Source organism: Runella salmonicolor, assembly GCF_024158025.1.
Classification (GTDB): domain Bacteria; phylum Bacteroidota; class Bacteroidia; order Cytophagales; family Spirosomataceae; genus Runella; species Runella salmonicolor.
In genome coordinates, this window is sequence record NZ_JAMZEL010000025.1 from 28,275 (window position 1) to 47,234 (window position 18,960).

Annotated in this window: 15 protein-coding genes; 10 read left to right on the plus strand and 5 right to left on the minus strand. The window is 47.0% G+C overall.

What is annotated here, in order from left to right; genetic code table 11:
• Nucleotides 1-65: 65 nt before the first annotated feature.
• Together NCI00_RS28755 and NCI00_RS28760 are read right to left on the minus strand one after the other, a co-directional pair.
• The gene (locus tag NCI00_RS28755) at nucleotides 66-1,409 is read right to left on the minus strand and encodes an FAD-binding protein (protein WP_253533333.1); all 1,344 of its coding nucleotides are present in this window, start codon (nucleotides 1,407-1,409) and stop codon (nucleotides 66-68) included.
• A gap of 13 nt (nucleotides 1,410-1,422) precedes the next feature.
• Nucleotides 1,423-2,064 (minus strand): 3-keto-disaccharide hydrolase, encoded by a 642-nt coding sequence (locus NCI00_RS28760; RefSeq protein ID WP_253533336.1) that lies wholly within the window; start codon nucleotides 2,062-2,064, stop codon nucleotides 1,423-1,425.
• Nucleotides 2,065-2,478: 414 nt separating this feature from the next.
• Between NCI00_RS28760 and NCI00_RS28765 the strand changes: the two genes are divergently transcribed.
• From NCI00_RS28765 to lepB, 6 genes are all read left to right on the plus strand, one after another.
• Nucleotides 2,479-5,448 (plus strand): 3-coathanger stack domain-containing protein, encoded by a 2,970-nt coding sequence (locus NCI00_RS28765; RefSeq protein ID WP_253533338.1) that lies wholly within the window; start codon nucleotides 2,479-2,481, stop codon nucleotides 5,446-5,448.
• Between the two features lie 296 nt (nucleotides 5,449-5,744).
• Complete coding sequence (locus tag NCI00_RS28770; RefSeq protein WP_114069637.1) at nucleotides 5,745-6,548, plus strand: ParA family protein; 804 nt, start codon at nucleotides 5,745-5,747, stop codon at nucleotides 6,546-6,548.
• A gap of 103 nt (nucleotides 6,549-6,651) precedes the next feature.
• Nucleotides 6,652-7,572 carry a ParB/RepB/Spo0J family partition protein gene (locus NCI00_RS28775; RefSeq protein ID WP_166561520.1) on the plus strand — a complete coding sequence of 307 codons (921 nt, stop codon included), beginning with the start codon at nucleotides 6,652-6,654 and terminating at the stop codon, nucleotides 7,570-7,572.
• On the plus strand, nucleotides 7,569-8,261 hold the full coding sequence (locus NCI00_RS28780; RefSeq protein WP_253533340.1) for a DUF5683 domain-containing protein: 693 nt from the start codon (nucleotides 7,569-7,571) through the stop codon (nucleotides 8,259-8,261). Before NCI00_RS28775 ends, NCI00_RS28780 begins: the two co-directional genes overlap by 4 nt.
• Nucleotides 8,262-8,334: 73 nt before the next feature.
• Nucleotides 8,335-9,054 (plus strand): 4-hydroxy-tetrahydrodipicolinate reductase, encoded by a 720-nt coding sequence (gene dapB / locus NCI00_RS28785; protein ID WP_253533343.1) that lies wholly within the window; start codon nucleotides 8,335-8,337, stop codon nucleotides 9,052-9,054.
• A gap of 39 nt (nucleotides 9,055-9,093) precedes the next feature.
• On the plus strand, nucleotides 9,094-10,233 hold the full coding sequence (gene lepB, locus NCI00_RS28790; protein WP_114069633.1) for a signal peptidase I: 1,140 nt from the start codon (nucleotides 9,094-9,096) through the stop codon (nucleotides 10,231-10,233).
• Nucleotides 10,234-10,466: 233 nt separating this feature from the next.
• On the opposite strand, the gene NCI00_RS28795 is transcribed toward lepB, so the two are convergent.
• Complete coding sequence (locus NCI00_RS28795) at nucleotides 10,467-12,818, minus strand: prolyl oligopeptidase family serine peptidase (RefSeq protein ID WP_374758879.1); 2,352 nt, start codon at nucleotides 12,816-12,818, stop codon at nucleotides 10,467-10,469.
• A gap of 225 nt (nucleotides 12,819-13,043) precedes the next feature.
• Here NCI00_RS28795 and NCI00_RS28800 point away from each other — a divergent pair, with 225 nt between their 5' ends.
• Nucleotides 13,044-14,330 (plus strand): acetyl-CoA hydrolase/transferase family protein, encoded by a 1,287-nt coding sequence (locus NCI00_RS28800; RefSeq protein WP_253533345.1) that lies wholly within the window; start codon nucleotides 13,044-13,046, stop codon nucleotides 14,328-14,330.
• A 77-nt stretch (nucleotides 14,331-14,407) separates the two neighbouring features.
• Here NCI00_RS28800 and NCI00_RS28805 read toward each other — a convergent pair whose 3' ends face one another.
• Together NCI00_RS28805 and NCI00_RS28810 are read right to left on the minus strand one after the other, a co-directional pair.
• On the minus strand, nucleotides 14,408-15,199 hold the full coding sequence (locus NCI00_RS28805; RefSeq protein WP_253533347.1) for an NIPSNAP family protein: 792 nt from the start codon (nucleotides 15,197-15,199) through the stop codon (nucleotides 14,408-14,410).
• 145 nt (nucleotides 15,200-15,344) lie between these two features.
• Nucleotides 15,345-15,701 (minus strand): winged helix-turn-helix transcriptional regulator, encoded by a 357-nt coding sequence (locus tag NCI00_RS28810; protein ID WP_253533349.1) that lies wholly within the window; start codon nucleotides 15,699-15,701, stop codon nucleotides 15,345-15,347.
• Nucleotides 15,702-15,856: 155 nt separating this feature from the next.
• Here NCI00_RS28810 and NCI00_RS28815 point away from each other — a divergent pair, with 155 nt between their 5' ends.
• From NCI00_RS28815 to NCI00_RS28825, 3 genes are all read left to right on the plus strand, one after another.
• Nucleotides 15,857-16,870, plus strand: a complete 1,014-nt coding sequence (locus tag NCI00_RS28815) for an aldo/keto reductase (RefSeq protein ID WP_253533350.1) — start codon at nucleotides 15,857-15,859, stop codon at nucleotides 16,868-16,870.
• A 78-nt stretch (nucleotides 16,871-16,948) separates the two neighbouring features.
• Nucleotides 16,949-18,130, plus strand: coding sequence for a PQQ-dependent sugar dehydrogenase (locus NCI00_RS28820; protein WP_253533351.1), 1,182 nt, complete (start codon nucleotides 16,949-16,951; stop codon nucleotides 18,128-18,130).
• Nucleotides 18,131-18,241: 111 nt separating this feature from the next.
• Nucleotides 18,242-18,652, plus strand: a complete 411-nt coding sequence (locus NCI00_RS28825; RefSeq protein ID WP_253533352.1) for a c-type cytochrome — start codon at nucleotides 18,242-18,244, stop codon at nucleotides 18,650-18,652.
• Nucleotides 18,653-18,960 lie beyond the last annotated feature (308 nt).

Genomic DNA, 18,960 nt, shown 5'->3' on the forward strand with positions numbered 1-18,960 from the left:
TTTTTGTTCCGTTTTGCCCAAACCTGACGCCCCCGTCCAGTCTGACTATCGTCTGACTTTCACCTCTACGCTTCGCCAAAAAGGTTTGTTTCAATAAACTCATTCCTGAACTTTCCATCGGGGTCATGCTTGGCCATCAGGGCTTTGAATTCAGACAATTTTTCGATTCTTGACTGCAATACCGATGGCTTCAACGTAAATAGTTTTCCCCAATGCGGCCGTGGATTGAACGGCGCAAGCGCTTCTTCGATGAGGGGCAACAACTCCATTACTTCCGGAATTTCTTGTTTCCAAGTAAAATGAAACGCCACACAAGTCTTTTTATAAAACGGACTCATAAATAAATCATCGGCGGCAATGGCCCGTACTTCCGTAATCATCAGATGAGGAGAGACCTTTTCGTTGAGTTTTTCAATGGCCATAAAGCCTTCGTAGGCGTGCTCAAAAGCCACAAAATACTCCGACTGCAATTCTTTACCACTGCTGGGGGTAAAGCCCATTTTAAAATGCGGCATCCGCTCGTACCACGGGCCTTCTACGCCCATTTGGTCGGTGCAATTGATGGGGTCGAGGGCTTCGATGGGGTGGAGGTTTTTGGTAGCCAAGGTTGCGCCGAAATACGTGGGAGCCACGTCCTTCATGTCTTCGGCTTTGCTTTTTATCCACACTTCGCTGACGTTCTTTTTGGTCCAATCCGTAAACAAACTCACGCTGTACCCACCCGACATAATCGCTTCAAAGTTTTTCTCTAACTCCGCCATTGGTAAATTTTGGTAAACAACCTGCTTCATTTTGAAGGTCGGTTGTAGGTCAAGTATCATTTTGGTCACGATGCCCATCGCGCCCAAGCCAACCACTGCGGTCAAAAATTCATCGCCGTCTTTTTCGCGGGACAAATTCACCACTTCACCCTTGCCATTGACCATTTCCATGGCCGAAACCGCCGTAGCTAAACTGCCGTTTTTGATTCCCGAACCGTGCGTAGACGTAGCACACGCCCCCGCCACCGAAATATGCGGCAGCGACGCCAGATTGGGCAAGGCGTAGCCATTGTCATCTAGGTATTTACACAATTCTCCGTACTTGATACCCGCCTCCACCGTCACGGTGTTCTTCTCTTTGTCCAACGAAATAATTTTGTTGAATTCTGCCGTGGAAATTTGATTTTCGGTACTGTCCGCAATTGTATTAAAACAGTGTTTGGTCCCTAAAGCCCTTACTTTTTTACAGCTTTTGATGGCTTCTTGCAATTCGGCCACCGTTTTGGGCGTGTGCAAATTGTCGGTACTGTAAGTCAGGTTACCCGCCCAATTGGTACGGGCTTCGGCTTTTTTACACGAAATTAAATGATTCAACATGGTCCCAGTAAGTAGCACAGAGGAGGTTTTCAGGAAAGTACGTTTGTTCATGCTAGAGGTTAGGTTAAGGTAGTTCTTGGATAATTATATCCTTATACGCCACTTCCGCTTTTCCGCCTCCGTGGATTTGCAACCCAATCAGGCCCGATTGCGGAATGCTCTCGTCGGGTTCGGTATAGTCTACGGTCTGCTGACCATTTAAAAGGATACGAATTCGGCGATTTTCGGCCCGAACTTCAAAGTCATTCCAAGCCCCGGGCTTCAATATTTTTTTAACGAGCGCCGCATCTGGGCCAATCAAGGTTTTATTTCTTCTTGATTCGTCGTACAAACTTGCCCAATAATTATCTCCCAAATCGGCCTGATAACCAATCATTTCGTAGGCGGGATTGGTTAATCGCTTGCTGCGAAACTGGACTCCAGAATTGATAAAACCCTCCGTACCCGACAATTTGAATTTGAGTTTCAAGATAAAATTCGAAAAGCTACGTTGGGTACAAAGAAAGTCATTATGAGGCACTTTGGTCACGAGCGAGCCACCCACAAGCGCCCCGTTTTCAATCCGCCAAGTAGTGATGGTATCGCCTTCCCAGCCCTTAAAACTTTTACCATCAAACAGTCGAACCGTTTTTTGGGATGGAATCAGAAAAAGGTTAGTAAGGGTAAGGATACCCGCCAGTGAAAAAATCAGAAGATACTTTGCCATGAGAGATGCCTTGTTTTATCTATTGTTTTAAAGGCAATTTGGGCTTTATCTACTTTCCGAAGGCATTGCAACAACTCGCTGTTTACGAAATTGACAAGATTGCAAAACTAACCCTCCTTTCTTGGCGTAATCTCCAGTGTTTCAAAACCTTTAAATGGTAAAACAATGACAGCCATGGTTTTCGATTAAACGGTTGGGAAATTAATGCAAACTATCTATACCTTTGTTTAGCAGACTGTTTCTACGATTTCAGTGCTGAAACCTGCGGTTTATTTCCGAATATCTTCCCTACTTTTTTGCCCAAGGCAAACGCATTTAAAGCCACGCTCTCCAGCGGTTACTGGCAACCATATTCATTTTTCCATTACGCTTTTTCTTACCTGTTTTCTTTATGTTTTTAACTATTGCTCAGCCATGAAAACACATTTTCTTTTAGCGGTATTCTCCCTTTCTTCCCTCTTACTCCGCGCCCAAACCTTGCCCAATCCCATTCTGTTTTGTACCCAAGTGCCTCAACCGTTTGGATTTGCCACCAGCTTAGAAACCTTCGGCAATCACCAGGCAAGCACCTTTTCGGCCCCGCGAGGCGGCGACCTTTACATTCGCTATCCCGACGGCTCGTTGAAGAATCTGACCCAAACGGCAGGTTACGGGCAAACGGGAATGCAGGGCGCTACGTCTATTGCAGTACGTGACCCATCTGTGCATTGGAGTGGCACCAAAGCATTGTTCAGCATGGTGGTCGGCTCGGCTACGGCCCGTTATCAGGTTCAGAGCTACCGTTGGAAGTTATACGAGATTACGGGGTTAGGTAAAAATGATACCCCTGTGATTACGCTCGTGCCCAACCAACCCGTGGGCTACAACAACATTCAGCCGATTTACGGAACCGACGACCGCATTCTTTTTACGACCGACATGCCCCTAGGCGGAGCTGCGCACCTGTATCCACAACACGACGAATACGAATCTTCCCCCATCGTGTCGGGGATTTGGCGACTCGACCCCAATGCTTGTTCGATGACCGACGGGCTGGAAATGTTGACTCATTCACCATCGGGAGATTTTACGCCAAGCATTGACCACGCTGGGCGCGTCATCTTCACGCGGTGGGACCACCTTCAGCGCGACCAACAGGCTGATGCGGACATCATCGACAACACAGGTTACGGCACTTTTAACTACGCCGATGAAACCGCCAACGCCGCCAAATCGTCTATTTTACCCGACGTAGAAATCTTCCCTGAGCCGCGTCCTGGCCGAACCGATTTACTTTCGCTGCCGCAGTGGGCCAATACCAATCCCCAAAACTTCAATATTTTCAATCCTTGGATGATGAACGAAGACGGCTCCGAAATGGAAATGCTCAACCACTTGGGCCGGCACGAAATGGGGAATTATATGACCCAAAATTTTACCAATGACCCCAATCTTCACGATTTCTACACGCCTATCAGTCCGACGCCCATTCGGGCGATGTTTCATATTCGTGAATCTCCCGTCACGCCGGGTCTTTATTACGGAATCGAAGCCCCCGAGTTTGGCACACACGCCTCAGGAATGGTGGTAAAAGTAAACGCACCGCCCGGAATGCACCCCGAACAAATTACTTTTACCTACGTTACGCACCCCGACACGCGCGCTCCCGACGAAACACCCAGCGCAAACCACAGCGGCATGTATCGCACTCCCCTACCACTTTCGGATGGACAGGTCATTGTATCGCACTCACACGCAACCGATTACGATGAAAATATTGGCACTTCTGGCGCTCCGCTCAGCAAATACGATTATCGTATTCGTCTTTTGGAAGCCACTGGCAGCTATTTTAAAGCCTCGGCCACGGCTTTGACGGGAGCGGGCATCACCAAAACCGTATCTTGGTGGAGTCCCGATGAGTTATTAACGTATTCTGGCGTACTTTGGGAAACCTACCCCGTAGAAGTAAAAGTTACCCCGCGTCCTACCACACCTACCCTCCATTTGCAAACCGTCGCCCCTTCTGAGCAGGCACTTTTTGCGGCGGCGGGCGTGAATTTGCACGATTTTCAAAAATTTCTTCGCCGCAATAACCTATCCGTCCTTGCCATCCGTGACGTGACCAGCCGGGACGACGCCGACCAACAGCAACCGTTTAATTTAAAGGTGTCGGGTAGCGCCCACCAAACCATCAATCCAGTCAGCCCCTCCCCTGTTTATGAAGTAAAACACCTCCAATTTTTACAAAACGATTTGTTGCGCGGTATCGGCGGAATAGCAACGCCCAAGCCCGGACGAAGAGGCATTGCCAAGTTTTTGCACGACCCTACGGCCGTCGTTTACAATCCTCCAACCAGTGGTGCCCAAGGCAGTGCCAATATCCATCCAGACGGCTCCGCCGCCATGATTGTCCCCGCCAAACGCGCCTTGACTTGGCAACTAACCGACGCCAACAACAAGGGAATTGTACGTGAACGGCTATGGATAAGCACCAAAGCGGGAGAGGTTCGGACCTGCACGTCATGTCACGGCGAAAGCACGTTGAACCAAGCTGGCTCACCCTCGCCCGCCAATGCCCCGCAGGCTTTGACTACGCTACTGAATTACGTAAAAGGAATCGACCGCGACAACGACGGCATCAAAGATATTTACGATGCTTTTCCTACCGACGCGGCACGGCATATTGCTGAGCCTGTAAATGAGCAGTTTGTTGCCAACTTAACCCATTGGATTAACCAAAACCTTGACAATGATGCCGTTGTGTGGACTACAGAAAGCAACACCTGTCATGCCAACGCTGCCGTAATCAATAACCGAGCCGCCGATAATACTGGAAAGATAGACCGACTCAGGCGTTTTGTTGACCTTTCCAACATGGATTCTGCCAGCCTTACTTTTGACGTAGCCTATGCCCGTTATGATGCTGTAAAATTCGACAAACTTAGGGTTTGGGGCATTGCGTGCGATGGAACCCAACAACTTCTTTATGATAAATCAGGAAGTACGCTGGCCACGGCTCCCGACCAAACGGGACTTTTTACCCCAGCAGATTGCAGCCAATGGCGGAAAGAAACCGTTAATTTATCGGCCTATGCTGGCAAAACCCTAGAGTTGGTTTTCGAAGATGTGGGTGGATGGGGCAATCGGCTGTTTTTGGACAACATTCTCATTCAGGAAACGGGCGTTTCTCCTCCCTGCCCCGATACACGCCTCGTATCAGGAACCATCACCACTGGAAAATATGATGCTGCATTGACAATTACCACCCAAAACGGCGGACCAACAACGGTTTCAACTGGCACAAACGTACTGCTCAACGCGGGAAAATCGGTCACCCTTCAACCAGGTTTTGAAGCCCAAAGTGGCAGTATTTTTAAAGCATATATTGGCGGATGCGGTTATTAGATGTTAAATCATCTCCGAAAGCATACAGAAAGTACTCCCAGTGATGGATTATTAAATGATTGTTAAAATTTACACGTTTCCAAATGAGCCTCACTACCACTCATTTAGGTCATTCTTTCATTTATTATGTTTAATTAGAAAGTTAGTCCCTTCAAAAAATCAAAACCGTTGCTTTGCTAAGGGTTAAGTGCCAACTGCTTACTACCAAATCGTGAAACATTTAACATTTTTTACGTGGAACAGTTTGGCAGAGTCCGAATAAAGATGGATATTTGAAGGCGGTAAACCTAACAACAATGGGCAAGATTATAGCAATAGCCAACCAAAAAGGTGGCGTCGGTAAAACGACCACTGCCATCAACCTGGCAGCAAGTTTAGCAGTACTGGATTTTAAAACCTTAATCGTAGACGCTGACCCTCAGGCCAACTCTACGTCGGGCTTGGGTTTTAACCCCAAAGAAATCGAATACAGCATTTACGAATGTATGGTAGAAGGTGTCATTCCTCAGGAAGCCATCGTAGAAACCAACTTCGAAAATCTGTACCTTTTGCCTTCCCACATCGACCTTGTAGGAGCAGAGATTGAAATGATTAATCTCAAAAACCGCGAGGAAAAAATGAAAGAAGCTTTGTGGCCCATCAAAGAAGACTACGATTTTGTCATCATTGACTGCTCTCCCTCGCTGGGTTTGATTACCATCAACAGCCTAACGGCCGCCGATTCGGTGATTGTACCCGTGCAGTGCGAATATTTTGCGTTGGAAGGTCTGGGTAAATTGCTCAATACCATTAAGATTATCCAAACCCGACTCAATACCAATTTGGCCATCGAAGGCATTCTACTGACCATGTATGACATGCGCGTACGCCTTTCTAACCAAGTCGTCAATGAGGTAACGGCGCATTTCAAACACATGGTTTTCAATACCATCATTCCCCGAAATATCCGTCTCAGTGAATCTCCGAGCTACGGTGTTCCTACCATTGCGCAGGATTCCGACAGCAAGGGCGCGGTCAGTTATCTCAACCTTGCCCGCGAAATTTTAAGTAAGAATGGGCTGCTTGAACAGGACGAACAAACCGTACGAAAAGCCAATTAATTTCCCAGCGGGCTGTTTTGTTCCGCTTTATTGGCATAAGTGACAGGTTTACAAAAAGTTACGTCTTTCATTCAACCCAACATTCATAAAAAATCTTCTACACATGGAAAATATTGGAAAAGCGGCTCCTAAAAAAATGACAGGACTTGGACGTGGTTTGGGCGCATTACTCCATGACAGCGATAACGTCAACCGTTCAACTCGCCCTTTGCCTTACGATAACGTGAGCATGATGAGCGAAATTCACGTTGAGCAGATAGATGTAAACCCTTTTCAACCTCGTACGCGTTTTGATGAAGAAGCCCTCAATGAATTAGCGGAATCCATTCGTATTCAGGGTATTATCCAACCCATCACCGTACGTCAGATTGGCCGAGACCGCTACCAGTTGATTTCGGGAGAGCGACGTTTGCAGGCTTCAAAGCTAGCAGGTCTGACCCACATTCCTTCGTACATCCGGACGGCCAACGACCAGCAAATGCTGGAAATGGCCTTGATTGAAAACATACAACGCGAAAACCTCAACGCCATCGAAATTGCCCTGAGCTATCAGCGACTGATTTCGGATTGTGGCCTCAAGCAAGACGAATTGGGGGAGCGCGTCGGCAAAAACCGTACAACGGTCAACAATTACATACGTTTGCTCAAACTCCCGCCCATGATTCAGGCCGCCCTGCGCGACGACCAAATCACGATGGGCCACGCCCGAGCCATCATCAACATTGACAATCCGGACGTACAGCTTAAACTGTTTCGTAAAACCATCGAAGAAGCCTGGTCGGTACGCAAAGTAGAAGATGCCGTGCGGAGTCTCCAGATGGAAACGCCCGACCCTAACTCCCACGACCGTCGCCCGAGCGTGGTAAAGCAGGAAATGCGGTCGTTGCAGTTTAAACTTTCTTCGTATTTTGGTTCAAAGGTTTCGATTAAAACCGACGACAAACAAAAAGGAGAAATAAAAATTCCTTTTACTTCGCAGGATGAGTTGGAACGGATTTTAAAGGTTTTAAAATTTGAATCGTGATACGGTCGGGATTATTGCTCATTTGCTGGTGTGTAGTGGGGTTGTCAGGAGTAATGAGCCAGCAAGTTAAAACAGACTCCCTGCAAAAGCGCTTTGCCCGTTTGGCAACCCTTGCCGATACCCTGCGCCCTGATTCACTCAAAAACGCTCAGGGACTGAAGGATACCCTGGCCAAAATCGTGGCCCCGACCAAGCCTGCGGCCAAGCACAGCCCCCGCAAAGCCGCGATATATTCGCTCGTGGTGCCAAGCCTTGGGCAGGCGTACAACAAACAGTATTGGAAAATGCCTTTTGTGTACGCAGGTTTCGGAACGGTCATTTATTTTATCCGCTATTTCAATATTCGGTACCACGACTATCTGACCCCCTACATTGACAGTTATAATCCTGTAACAGGCGCGGCATTACGGACAGAAGCACCCGTATACATTCGGGGTCAAAAAATAACACGTACCCTAACGATTGAGCAGATTACGAAAGGGAAAGATTTTTATCGTCGCTACCGGGATTTGAATTTTGTGATGCTAACGGCCGTTTGGGCGCTTAATATCATCGAAGCCAACGTAGCAGCTCACTTAAAAACCTTTGATATGTCGGAAGATATATCGTTTCGGGTTCAGCCGGATGCTGGCTATAATTCATTTACGGGGGGCATCATCGGGGCTAAAATAGTGATACCAATTAAATAATAATTTGCTGATTGCTCATTCATTCACCTTTAACGCATACCAGTGCTTTGGCACATAATAAATTTTCAAATTAATGAATATTCTTCTTCTGGGCTACGGCAAAATGGGCAAAGTAATCGAACAAATCGCCCTGAGTCGCGGTCACCAAATTGTCGGAAAAATTGACGTTACCAATCGCCACGAGCTGGATACTTTCAGCCGCGACAATGTAGATGCCGTCATTGAATTCAGCGCCCCCGAAGCCGCCTACGAAAACCTCAAATGGTGCATGAACAAAGGCTTGCCCACCGTATGCGGCACCACGGGCTGGCTACATCACCGCGCCGAAATCGAACAACTTTGCCAAGCGCACGGAGCCGCTTTTTTCTACGCCTCCAATTACAGCATCGGCGTCAACTTATTTTTTAGATTGAACAAGTACTTGGCCAAGCTCATTGCGCCCTATCCACAGTACAGCGTTCATACCACCGAAATTCACCACATCCATAAGCTAGACGCACCCAGTGGCACAGCCATTACGCTCGCCGAAGGCCTGATAGAGCACCTCGCCGCCAAAACGGAATGGGCCAATCAGGCCGATGTTGCCGAAAATCAAATCCCGATTGTATCTTTGCGCGAAGGTGAGGTGCCTGGCACTCACGTTATCCGCTATGACTCCGCCGTTGATAGCATCGAGATTCAACACGTGGCCCATAGCCGTCAAGGATTTGCTTTAGGGGCCGTCGTCGCGGCTGAATGGCTCTCCCCTCGCAAGGGAGTCTACGGCATGGACGATTTGCTCGGCGAAGACTAAGTTTTTCATTCACCAAAATTGCATTCAATACTACCGGAAATGTCAAAACCCAACCCCAAAAAATCTGCCTTTAGAGAGTGGCTTGATTCCATTGTTTTTGCCGTCGTGGCAGCTACCTTAATCCGTTGGTTATTTTTAGAAGCCTACACCATTCCTTCGTCTTCGATGGAGAAGAGCCTGTTGATTGGCGACTTCCTGTTTGTGAGTAAACTGCATTACGGTGCCCGCACTCCGGGAACGCCCTTGCAAGTGCCACTGACTCACCAAACCATCTGGGGAACCAATATTCCGTCTTTTTCGACCCTGATTCAACTTCCGATGTACCGCCTGCCGGGATTTTCGGACGTAAAACGCAACGATGTGGTGGTGTTCAACTACCCCGGCGACCCCGATGAGCCGTTTGAAGATCCCGCACAGGGCAACGGCGGCTACAAAGCATTCCCCGTTGATTTACGCACCAACTTCATCAAACGCTGTATTGCCGTCGGTGGCGACTTGGTTGATATTAAAGGCGCCGATGTGTACGTGAACGGCAAACCCGCCGAAGTTCCCGCCAAAGCGCAGTTTTACTACCGCATGTGGTCTACAGACTTATTGGATGACCGTTTCTTTGAAAACGAAGACATTCAGGATTACAGCTCGTATCCTAGTGATTCTTTGGCTCCCAACAAATTTTTATACCAGATTCGCACGACCCCACAAATTGTAGAAGGTTTGTTGAAGCACCCCTTTATTAAGGACGTAAAACACGAATATCGCTATGCCCCCACAAGCACCGAAATGGGACTGTTTCCAGCGGGTGCCAAGCAAAACCCTGACTTTTGGGGCCCAATTCAAGTTCCCAAAACAGGGCTGACCATACAACTTGACTCGGCCAATGTGTCAAAATACGGCCATGTGATTAAGTTCTTTGACCACAATGACGCCTCAAAAGTAGTCGTAGACAAAAACACCATCAGCATCGACGGCAAAGCCATCACAAGTTATACTTTCAAGCAGGATTATTACTTTATGATGGGCGATAACCGCTACGAATCCGCAGATTCACGCTTTTGGGGCTTTGTGCCCGCCGACCACATCGTCGGCAAAGCGGTCTTCATCTGGATGTCCATTGACCCTAATCCAAAGTCAATCCTGAACAAAATCCGTTGGAATCGTTTGTTTAGAATCATAGATTAAATCATAGTATTGTTTGTAGAGCCGCACCATGGTGCGGCTCTTTTTTTATGCCGTACATTGGGTTGTGAGCAACCCAAACGCTGGTTTTGAGAAACCAGCGCCACCGCCAGCACAATGACGTTTGTGTAGAAGGGCGAATCACCGAAGCGGCTCTTACAACCACTCAAAACCTCATTTACACAAAAGGCAGACCCAAATAGACCTGCCTTTTGCACTCTCTAACTGTCTGATTATCATTTCTTCAACTTCTCCTGAAACAACTTCAGAATGCGTTTATATTCATCCATCCAACTGGTTGGCTCCACAAAACCGTGGTCTTCCATGGGGTAAGACGCCATTTCCCAATTGTCTTTTTTCAGCTCAATCAAGCGCTGTACCAAACGGTATGAATCCTGAATATGCACGTTGACATCGACCATGCCATGACAAATTAATAAATGATCTTTCAATCCCGCCGCGTGATAAATAGGCGAACTCCGACGATACGCCAATGAATCCGTGGCGGGTTCGTTAAGGATATTGGCCGTGTAAGGATGGTTATACGCCGCCCAGTCGGTCACGGGACGCAAAGCAGCTCCTGCTTTGAACACGCCCGGCTTGGTAAACATGGCCATCAAAGTGATAAAACCACCGTAAGAACCACCGTAAATACCGATGCGTTTGGCGTCAATTCCGTGTTTTTCAACCAAGAATTTTGCCCCGTCAACGTTATCGTCCAAATCTTTTCCGCCCATAAACCGGTAAATCCCCGTGCGTACATCGCGGCCATAGCCCGCCGACGCGCGGTAATCCATGTCGAGCACGGTATAGCCCAAATCCACCAACAGGTTATGAAACATATACTCTCTGAAGTATTGACTCCACCATTTATGGGCATTTTGAAGGTAACCCGCCCCATGAACAAACACCACCGCCGCACCATTTTTCTTTTTGGGAACGTACAAACGGGCGTAAATATCGACCCCGTCGCTGGCCTTTACGGTCACAATTTGGGGCTCACGCCACTGATACGAGCTAAACTCAGGGGAAAGCGATTTTGTAAGTTGCGTAGCCGTAGCGTTGGGCTGCGCCTCCTGAAGGTACAATTCCCAGGGTTTTGTGGCCGAAGAGTATCGAATCAACAACTTCGACTCATCGGGCGAAAGCGCGGCATCATTTGCCCCCACCATACCCGTCAGCTTGGTACGCTCCCCGCCCGTAACGGCCATTTTATAAAAATGCTGCTCACCAGGATGTACTTCGTTTGACTGAAAATAGATGGTTTTCTTATCTTTTGAAAGCTGCGCCTGCTGCACCTCAAACTTCCCCGACGTGAGGGTTTTGCGCTCACCTGTGCGGACATTGACGGTATACAAATGCGAATAGCCCGTGGCTTCGGAATGAAAAATAATGGTCTCGTTGTCAATCCATTCCAACCAAAAACTGCCCGGGCCACCCACCCATGCTTCGTCGCGCAGGTGGTCAAGGACTTTAAATTTAGCGGTTTCGGGGTCGAGAGAAGCAATCCAACGGTCTTTATTGTCTTGCGAACGCATCATTGCAACCACATACTTGCCATCTTCCGACCACTGAACGTTGATAAACTGCACTTTGCGGGCGGCGGCTTTTTTTGATGTATCGGCTTTGTATTCTTTCAGGTATTCAGGTTTTACATTGATACCCGTCAGGTCTTTGGTCGATGCTTCGAGTACGGTATCTTTCTTAATGTTGTAGATAAACAACTGAGAGTTGTTTTGGGAAGCGCCCACTTTCGTGCGGGCGGGCAGGTTTTCGGTGTAGCCAGATTCGGTTACATAACTCGGCACAACGGTTGATTTGGCGCCACTACCCCCTTTGGTCGAACGGTAGGTGATAAACTCCGCCGTGGGCGACAAGAGGATATTATCCAAGATAGCATCGTTGGTATAAATTTCTTTCGGGCGTTTCGGTTGGTTTGATTTTGTAATTTTATCCGCTTCCTTTTTTTTGTCAGCACGCTCTTTCAAAACCTCAAACAACGCCAATTGGTCTTTTTTCAGCCACTTATCCTGCTCGTTTGCGGCCGCGTCGGCTTTCTTTGTTCCGGGCAAAAAATTCGTTAATTGAATCAACTCTCCCGTGAGCAAATGTTGCGAAAATAAGTTTTGCCCGCGTCTAAAAATGGCTTTGCTGCCATCGGCGCTAAACGTAACGTTTGATTCTGCATCAACGGTATTGGTCAACTGCCGGGTTTGGCCAGTTTTCACGTCAATCCAATAAATATCCCCATTTTTTATGAATAATTTTTGGGTGAAAGCACGGTTATAATCGCCCGATGCCGTCGGCAGCAAACTGCGCTCCAGCGGCGTTACTTTGCGGGTTTGCTTGGTTGACAGTTCGTACACGTAGAGTGAGTCCCCCGTGTTTTTTTCTGGATTCCAGTTAAAGAAAATTTTGGTGCCGTCTTCACTCCAGTAGGGATTGGAAGGGGCAACGCCCATCCATTTGGGGTCGCGCATGATTTTTTCCACCGAAAGCGGCGCAAGGGTCTGGGCTTTGAGCGCGAAGTTTAGGGTACAAAAAAAGGCAAGAAACAGGTGGGTTCGCCAAAGGTAAAAGTTTCGCATAAATAAGTAAAATGAAGTGTTTACGGTTGAAAATACAATTTAAAAATCAAAACAAATAAATACCGCCCACAAAACGACACAATGAGGACGTAGCCTTGGTTTAAAGAGATAAAAGTAGTTAAAATCGCATCTTTTGCCGATATTTCCCCCTTTATTTCCTGATAATTATCATTTTTTCAAACCATCACAGCGCCTACCATTGCGCCAAACCAAACGGCCCACCCCATGCGCCCAAAAATCAGCTACGTTTCTCCGCAAGAGGCTCTTTCGTGTGTTCAATCTGGCCACCGAGTCTTTGTTCAAGGAAGTGCACAAACACCTTCGTTCCTTTTAAAACACCTTGCTCAGGAAGCTCCTCGCTTACAGGATGTTGAGGTTGTTTCTATCACCGTTTACGGCAATGTATACATTGATAAACCCGAATTCCAAGGTCATTTTCACATCAATTCACTTTTTGTTTCGGAGAGCATTCGCAAGGCCGTCAATGAAGGGCGGGCCGATTATGTTCCAGTGTTTTTAAGTGAAATCCCCGAGTTATTTAATCAGGGTATTTTGCCCATCGACGTTGCCTTGGTGCACGTGTCGATACCCGACCAACACGGCTACTGCTCGTTGGGGCTCTCGGTCGATATTGCCCGCTCGGCGGTCAACAACGCCCGTTACGTCATTGCTCAGGTAAACCCCAACGTTCCGCGTACGCAGGGCGACGGCATGATTCACGCCAGTAAATTTCACGCGATGGTTTATTGTGAAGATGCCCTCCACGAAGCCAATTTCAGCAGTTCAGTTTCGGAAAGTGACCAAAAAATCGGTCAATACGTCGCCGAATTGATTGACGATGGTAGCACCCTCCAAATGGGTATTGGCTCCATTCCTAATGCGGTTTTGCAGTGTCTTTATAACCACAAAAATCTGGGCGTTCACACCGAAATGTTCAGCGACGGGCTGATTGATTTGTTCGACAAAGATGTTATCAACAACCGATTTAAGGTAATCATGCCCAACAAAACCGTCACGGGTTTTGCCTTAGGTACCAAACGTTTGTATGATTACGTCAATGACAATCCTGCGTTTTCGTTTCTTGACATTGATTTTGTAAACGACCCGTATATTATCAAACAAAACCCCAAAGTGGTGGCCATCAACAGCGCCGTAGAAGTCGACGTAACGGGGCAAATCTGTTCCGACTCGATTGGAACGTATCAATATTCGGGCGTGGGCGGCCAAATGGATTTTATGCGCGGGGCCGCCCTCAGCCAAGGCGGAAAACCCATCATTGCGCTTCCCTCCCGTACCCAAAAAGGTATTTCACGGATTGTGCCTTACCTCAAGCAGGGTGCTGGGGTAGTCACCACCCGTGCCCACGCGCACTACATCATTACTGAATACGGGGTAGCGTATTTGTTCGGAAAAAACCTCCGGCAACGCGCCAAAGCCCTCATCAACATAGCCCACCCCGACGACCGTGAAGACATTGAACGCCAATGCTTTGAACGATTCAAAACATTGTAAATAATGAATTACTAGAATACAAAAGCAGCGCCAATCGGGTCCGATTGGCGCTGCTTTGATGTATAAAAGAAATGTTGTTAAATGTCAGAATAGTCGGTTGGGTAAAAGAATCGGGTGTCATTCTTAGAAACATTCTTTTGGTATTCGGGCATCGCCGCAAGTTTCTTCCAGTACGCATCGGCGCTGAATGCTTTCCAATGCTCATCGCGGGAAGCGCGGTTTTCAAAAGTGGTGAGGTACATCAGATTGGGCATCCGACTACCCGATACGACTTCGGCATAAAACACCGCGTTAAAGCCAAGACGCTTGAAGAGACCAATTTCGTCGCCGTCGTTAAACATCTTTATTTTGTTCTTAGATATTTTTTCGGTGTGGCCTTCGTAACTTCTTAATTCATAGACTCTTTCTTTGGGCGCAGAAGTGAGTTGGGGCATTGTGAATTGGAGACTTTTATCAAACGCATTCAATAAAATTGACTCAATTCTATCATACGGCGGCTCACTGAATACCGCGTCGTGGTAGGCTTTACCGTCGTTCCAATACGCCTTATCTTTCGCCAGTTTTTGTTCTAATGTAAAAAAATCATCGCGTGAGCGGAAAGGGATAAAAACGTAGATAAGTTTTTCGTCGGTCGGCTTGGCCGTTTCGGGGTTGATGATGGGTTTAAAAACCCCCACTTTACTGATACCGATTCGATGCAGGGCGGGCAGATAGGCGTCTTTTAAAAACGCATCCACTTTTTTCTCCTGCTCTTCCGTTTTGAGGTGATAAATTTTGATTTGGTAAAAATCACGTTTTGCGGCGTTTGCCGAAACTCCAAAACTCAGAAAACACACTGCCAACAACAATGGCATAAATAACTTAGACATACTGAAAATGATTTTTGGGGGTTACGTTGTAATTGGGGTCAAAGTAACGGCTAGTTTTTCAGTAAAACCACTGTCAAAAGCATCTCCCCTAACTCATAATTTTCGAAGCTGGCGCAACATGCGTTATACCGAATAAATGATAGAATTACGAAGGAAATTCCATTTCATTCTCAGCAAAACTGCACAAACCGCCCAGCAACTCGCTCAGTTTTTCGCCCGTTTCGGTCAAGGTATATTCTACACGAGCCGGAACTTCGCCTAAGTGACTGTTTCTAACAATGAGTTTATATTGTTCAAGAAGCTTGAGGCGGTCAGCCAAAATATTGTCGCTGATGTGCTTTAAGTCCTCTTTCAGGCTTGAAAATCGGCTGTTGCCTTCTTCAATGCTAAACATAACCTCCGTTAGCCATCGTTTGCTCAGAAGATGAATCAGCTCATTGAGCGCACATTTATCTTCCAAAAACGTCTGATTATAATAATTGGTAGAGCTTAACTTTCTCATCGCTATCACTAACTTTTTAAGGAGTTGTTCAATATTACCTAAACTATTGTTCAAAGTTAGATTTAAACGTTCATTTGTAAACTGATTTTTATCGAAAATAGTAAATAAAAACGGCAACCTACCTGTATACATGTTTTGTTATTAATACTATTTCTATGAACTATCGAAAAATTGGCACCTCAAACAAACAAAATCAAGCAGGTCTTGATGTATCTGTGATTACCTTTGGCGCTTGGGCCGCCGGAGGATGGATGTGGGGCGGAACCGAGCGAAACGAAGCCGTAAAGGCCATCAGAGCGTCTTACAACGTAGGCGTTACATCCATCGATACTGCTCCGATTTATGGGCAAGGGCTCAGCGAAGAAATCGTGGGCGAGGCCATCAAGGGTATTCCGCGCGACAAAGTACAAATCCTCACAAAATTTGGGATGCGCTGGGACTTGGCGAAGGGAGATTTTGCCATGCACAGCAAAAAAAACGACGGTCAAGCCATTGATATTTACCGGTACGCAGGCAAAGAGAGCATTGTCAAAGAATGTGAAGACAGCCTGCGACGCTTGGGCACCGATTATATTGACCTGTATCAAATTCACTGGCCAGACACCACAACGCCCATCGGTGAAACCATGGAGGCCGTTTCGCGGTTAATAGAGCAAGGAAAAGTGCGCTACGCGGGTGTTTGCAATTACAACGCCGACCAAATGCGCGAAGCCGAAAAGTTCATCCCTCTTGCTTCCAACCAAGTGCCTTACAGCATGGTGAAAAGAGACATTGAAAAGCAAACGGTTCCGTATTGCATCGAACACAGAAAAGCCATCTTGGCCTACAGCCCGTTGGAACGTGGATTATTGACTGGAAAAATGAAACCCGGCCACCAATTTGCAGCTGACGACCACCGAGCAAAGCTGTTTTTTTACAAGGATGAAAATCTCAAACGAGTTGATGCATTTTTGGATAAAATCAAACCTTTGGCCGATGATAAAAAAGCAACGATTGGACAATTGGTGCTGCGTTGGACCGTGGAGCAACCGGGCATTACCATTGCGCTGGTGGGGGCGCGTGACGCCAAACAAGCGCTCGAAAATGCCGCCGCCATGGACATCCATTTAAGTAATGAAGAAATTAATTTTATCACTGGGCATTTAAACCACCTCGAATTGGTTCAATAACAAAGGAGGAAGGAGAATCCACGGCCCTATTCTATTTTTAACATTTCAACCTATCGTTTTTTTATTCATTTTCATTTTATGACGAACAACAAAACCTTACTCAAAAAGAGCCTTCCCGTTGCGTTGACAGGCTTGATTCTAACCGCTTCCGTTGCGTTGATGAGCAATAGCGGTATCACGGAGGGTACAAATTCTGTACAAAAAATAACCGAAGCCAACTTGAAAGTAGACACCGTTGCCAGAGGGTTGACCATGCCATGGGCAACCGCTTTCCTACCCAACGGCGACTTACTAGTGACCGAGCGCGTCGGCAAATTACGTCTGGTGAAAAATGGCGTTTTGGACCCGCAAGAAATTACGGGCTTGCCAGCCATTCTTTACAAAGGCCAAGGCGGCTTGCTCGACGTAGCGTTGCATCCCGATTATGCTTCAAACGGCTGGATTTATATCAGTTATTCATCGCCCAAGGCAGCGGGTGAAGAAGGCGACGAGGGCGGCGCAAATACCGCATTGCTGCGTGCCAAGCTGAAAGACCACGCCCTAACCGACATTCAGTATCTGTTTAAAGCCATCCCCAACGTCAAAGCCAATGTACACTTCGGTGGCCGCATTGTGTTTGACAAAAAAGGCTACGTGTTTTTGTCGCTCGGCGAACGCGGACAAAAAGAAAACTCACAAAATCTGAGCAAAGACCAAGGAAAAGTGGTTCGTCTGCACGAAGACGGAAAAATCCCTACCGATAATCCATTCGTAAAAACCGCTGGTGCGCGTCCTGAAATCTGGACCTATGGCCACCGCAATCCCCAAGGAATGACGATTCACCCCACCACGGGCGTTATTTGGGAGCACGAACACGGTCCGCAAGGAGGTGATGAGCTAAATATCGTAGAGCGGGGCAAAAACTACGGCTGGCCTGTGATAACGTTCGGGATTGACTACGACAACAGCATTATCTCGAAAGACACCGCCAAAGTGGGTATGGAGCAACCCGTTACGTACTGGAAGCCTTCGATTGCGCCGTGCGGAATGACGTTTATCACGAGCGATAAATTCAAAGAATGGAAAGGCGACCTGATTGTTGGCTCACTTAAATTTGCGTACCTCCAACACCTCGTGGTAAAAGGCAACAAAGTGGTAAGCCGCGAAATCATGTTCGAAAAACTCGGACGCGTACGTGACGTGCGTCAAGGACCCGACGGCAATATCTACGTAGTGCTCGAAAACTCAGGCAAAATCGTCAGAATCAGCCCCAAAGCGTAAATCGTTTTTATTAGCAAAACTTATTTATAAATAATGATTTGAGCAGTTATGGGGTTAACATAACTGCTCAAATTGTGTTTGATGAATTATCCATACTTACCACTTTTTCGCATGAAACTGTTAGTCATTTTTTGTTCAGGCATCTTTTTTTGTTCTGCCACCCTCCCCCATCAGGACGATGCACTTACCAAAAGCATGGAGCGGGGAAAAGTGATTTACGCTGAAAACTGTATTACGTGCCACATGGGTACGGGAGAGGGCGTTGCGGGAGCTTTCCCACCACTTGCCAAAGCCGATTATTTGGTCAAAACCCCCGAGAAAGCCATTGCGGCCATTAAATTCGGTCTGTCGGAAAAAATCACCGTCAACGGTGTTGCCTACGAAGGAATGATGCCCAATCCAGGGTTAGACAATGAAGAAATTGCGGATGTGATGAATTACATTCAAAATTCTTGGGGCAATACCTCCAACAAGAAACTCGTAACGGCAAAGATGGTTGAGGAAGTAAAACCGAAAAAGTAACAGGTGCGAAAAATGCACCACGGATAGCATTTGAGAGGTGCTATCCGTTTTTTTTGTTATTGGCCCCTTTGCTGCCGTTTGGTCGATGCAGGGTATGTGTACGTATAAAACGAGACGCTTGGGACTTTGAGTTAAATTTTAGGCGCGTTCTCCAATTTTAAACTGTTTGAGTTTTAGAGATACTTGGGATCAATTCCAAAAGTTGTGGAGTAACTTAGATTAAGCATATATCTGAGTTAGCCGATACAGGAAGAATTCTACGTTTCTTACCCCTCTGAACTGACTTCTGAACGCTTTGATTTTGGCGT